Here is a 2,972-nt window from a genome sequence, read left to right as displayed (position 1 = left end):
GTCGCGGGTTCGAGTCCCGTCCGCTCCGCCAATACAAAAGAAGGGCGCATTCTATGCGCCTTTTTTTTTGCTTAAATTAACCCACACTCGTGAAGAAGGTTCACTCCTATGTTGCATTTCATACGTGATCGCGCCCAAGGTTGGATTGCTTGGTTTATTGTTGGCTTAATCAGCATTCCGTTTGCACTTTGGGGGGTGAATTCTTATGTCTCCGGACCAACTGATACCATCGTTGCAGAAGTTAATGGTGAAGAAGTCACCCAAACAGCCTTATTAGAAGCTGTTCAGCGTTATCGTGATCAAATGCGGCAAATGATGGGCGAAGAATTCAATCCCGAGATGTTTGATAACGCTGAAATTCGTTATGTCGTCCTCGATGATTTGATTGACCAACAACTTATCCGCTCTGCTGCTGATGAACTTGGTCTTCGGATAAGTGACCGTCAAATTGCCCAGTTCATTCAGCAAACCCCTGCATTTCAACGTGATGGCACCTTTGATAGCGAACAATATCAAATGGTTCTCGCCAGAGCGGGCTTCACTCCCACCTCATATGAAGCCAGCTTGCGTGATGATCTTTTGGGCCAACAGCTTATCCAGAGTGTAGAGGGCAGTACCCTGGTCTCAGAGGTTGAGGTAGAAAGATTGTTAAAACTGGAAAATCAACAGCGCGAAATTGCCTTTGGCGTAGTCAAGCTGGAAGATTTTCTTGATGACACCGAAGTTGATGAAGCAGATGTACGTGGTTTCTTTGATGCCAACCAATCAAGCTTTACTTCACCGGAACAAATCTCTCTTGATTATCTGGAACTGTCACTTGATGACATTTCAACACAGGTTGAAGTGAGTGAAGAACAGTTGCAGCAATATTATGTTGATAACAAAGCACAGTTTGTGGGGCCAGAACAGCGCCGCGCCAGTCACATCTTAATCGAAGATAATGAAGAATCAGAGCAGATCCTCGCTGAAATTCAAACCAAACTTGAAGAAGGTCAAACCTTTGAAGAGTTGGCAGAAACCTATTCGGTCGATGTTGGTTCGGCAGCTTCAGGTGGTGATTTAGGGGCTATTCAGCGTGATGTGATGGAGCCGGCTTTTGAAGAAGCAGTGTTTGCTTTAGAGAATGTTGGTGATATCTCTGAACCTGTTAAAACGGAGTTTGGTTATCACATCATTCAATTAACGGATATAGATCAATCCAGCAATGTAGAGTTTGCAGATGTAAAAGAGAAAGTTGAGCAGCAATATAAACGTCAACAAGCTGAACGACAGTTTTACGATAAAGCTGAAGAATTGGCGAATCTGACCTATGAGAATCCCGAAACACTTGATATTGCCGCTGAAACATTGGGCTTAGATATTAAAACCTCTGGGAAATTTACCCGCAGCGGTGGCAGTGGTATAGCTGAAAACCAGGAGGTTGTGAAAGCGGCATTTTCTGATGATGTATTGAATCAGGAACTGAACAGCCAGGTCTTAGAGTTATCTGATACTCGGTTGGTTGTAGTTCGCAAGAACAGTCATGTTGATGCGACGCTTTTGCCATTTGACTCAGTTGCACCAGCAATTACCGAACAGCTTCGTTATCAGCGTGCAAGCGATTTAGCCTATATTCAGGGCGAATCCAGACTGCAGGAGTTGAAATCTGGTGCATCCGCTACACAAGTCTTTCCTGATACCTGGCAGCCAGCCACTTATTATGGGCGTGATAGTCAGGATATCAGCGCACAAATTCTGGATCAGGCATTTAGATTACCTAACGCTGAATCAACCCAATATGCCGGTTTCACTGCCGATAACGGCAATTATGTTGTCATAGCGGTAAGTGATGTGAAACAGGGCTCAGTTGAAGATGTAGAGCCTGAAATGCGCGATGGACTGGTCTCTAACCTGACCAGACTGAACGGCCGTGTAGAAATGGCAGCATTCCTCAATACATTACGCAGTGAAGCCGACATCGAAATTTATGAGTCACGGGTAACATCTAGCGAAGAAGAGTAGTTCGCTAATCATAATTGCAGATTGAAAAAGGCGCTTTATAGCGCCTTTTTTATAACTAATGTATCAATGACTTTAGCGCCGACGCTGTCACCCCAAATATTGACTACGGTACGGAATCGATCCAGAAACCAGTCCACTGCCAGTAACAGTGCAATACCATCCAGGGGCAAACCTACCGCACTAAGTACGATTACCATGGTGACCAGTCCTGCTTCAGGGATTCCTGCAGCACCAATGGCCGCAAGCGTTGCAGTAATAAACACAATAATCTGTTGAGTCATCGTCAAATCAATGCCGTAGGCCTGGGCTATAAATAACACCGCGGCAGCTTCATAAAGGGCCGTGCCATCCATATTGACCGTGCTGCCCAGTGGCAAAACAAATTTGATGGCTTTATCACTAACATTATTTTCGCGGGCATTTTCCATGGTTAATGGCAATGTGGCTGTTGAACTTGCGGTGCCAAAACCGGTAAACAAAGCTCGACTCATACCAAATAAATACGCTAAGCCTTTGCCAGCAACTAGTTGTAGTAGTAAAAATAGAAAACAAAAATGGATGAATAACCCGGTTAAAACGGTGACCACATGCCAGCCGACAGCCTCTATCTCTTTGAATAATTCTTCACCACCACCCGCCAGACCAATGCGTGCAGCTATTAAAGCGAAAATGCCGATTGGGGCGAAATACATAATCCATATCACCAACTTCATCATGGCTTCATTAATACCATCAAAAACGGCAAATACAGGTTTGGAACGTTCACCAATCGTCGTCAGCGCCATCGCAAACAATATGGCAAAAACAATAATGGGCAATAACTGCATTTCAGTCGCAGAGGCAAATAGATTTGGCGAGATCAGTGACATAATAATGTCTGATGCTCCTGTTCCCTGTTTTTCCAGAATTCGCTCGGGAACAGTAGCTTCTCCGAGCTCGATTCCTGCACCGGGTTGGATGATATTAACCAC

At 44.8% G+C, this 2,972-nt stretch carries 2 protein-coding genes; one reads left to right on the top strand and one right to left on the bottom strand.

Features of this window, described 5'->3' with window-relative positions:
• Positions 1 to 108 precede the first annotated feature (108 nt).
• A complete protein-coding gene (locus tag B3182_RS14085; RefSeq protein ID WP_292357581.1) occupies positions 109 to 2,001 on the top strand; it encodes a SurA N-terminal domain-containing protein in 1,893 nt (630 codons plus the stop codon).
• A 35-nt stretch (positions 2,002 to 2,036) separates the two neighbouring features.
• Here B3182_RS14085 and B3182_RS14080 read toward each other — a convergent pair.
• A partial coding sequence (locus B3182_RS14080) for a dicarboxylate/amino acid:cation symporter (RefSeq protein WP_292753183.1) occupies positions 2,037 to 2,972 on the bottom strand: 936 nt, incomplete at its 5' end.

It is taken from the genome of Methylophaga sp. UBA4204 (assembly GCF_002379485.1).
In the GTDB taxonomy this organism is placed as follows: Bacteria; Pseudomonadota; Gammaproteobacteria; order Nitrosococcales; family Methylophagaceae; genus Methylophaga.
This window is presented reverse-complemented; position numbering and strand designations above follow the sequence as displayed.

Bases quoted from the DNA above. Each gene is read 5' to 3' on its own strand.
- B3182_RS14085 (WP_292357581.1), top strand. From the start codon at position 109: ATGTTGCATTTCATACGTGATCGCGCCCAAGGTTGGATTGCTTGGTTT.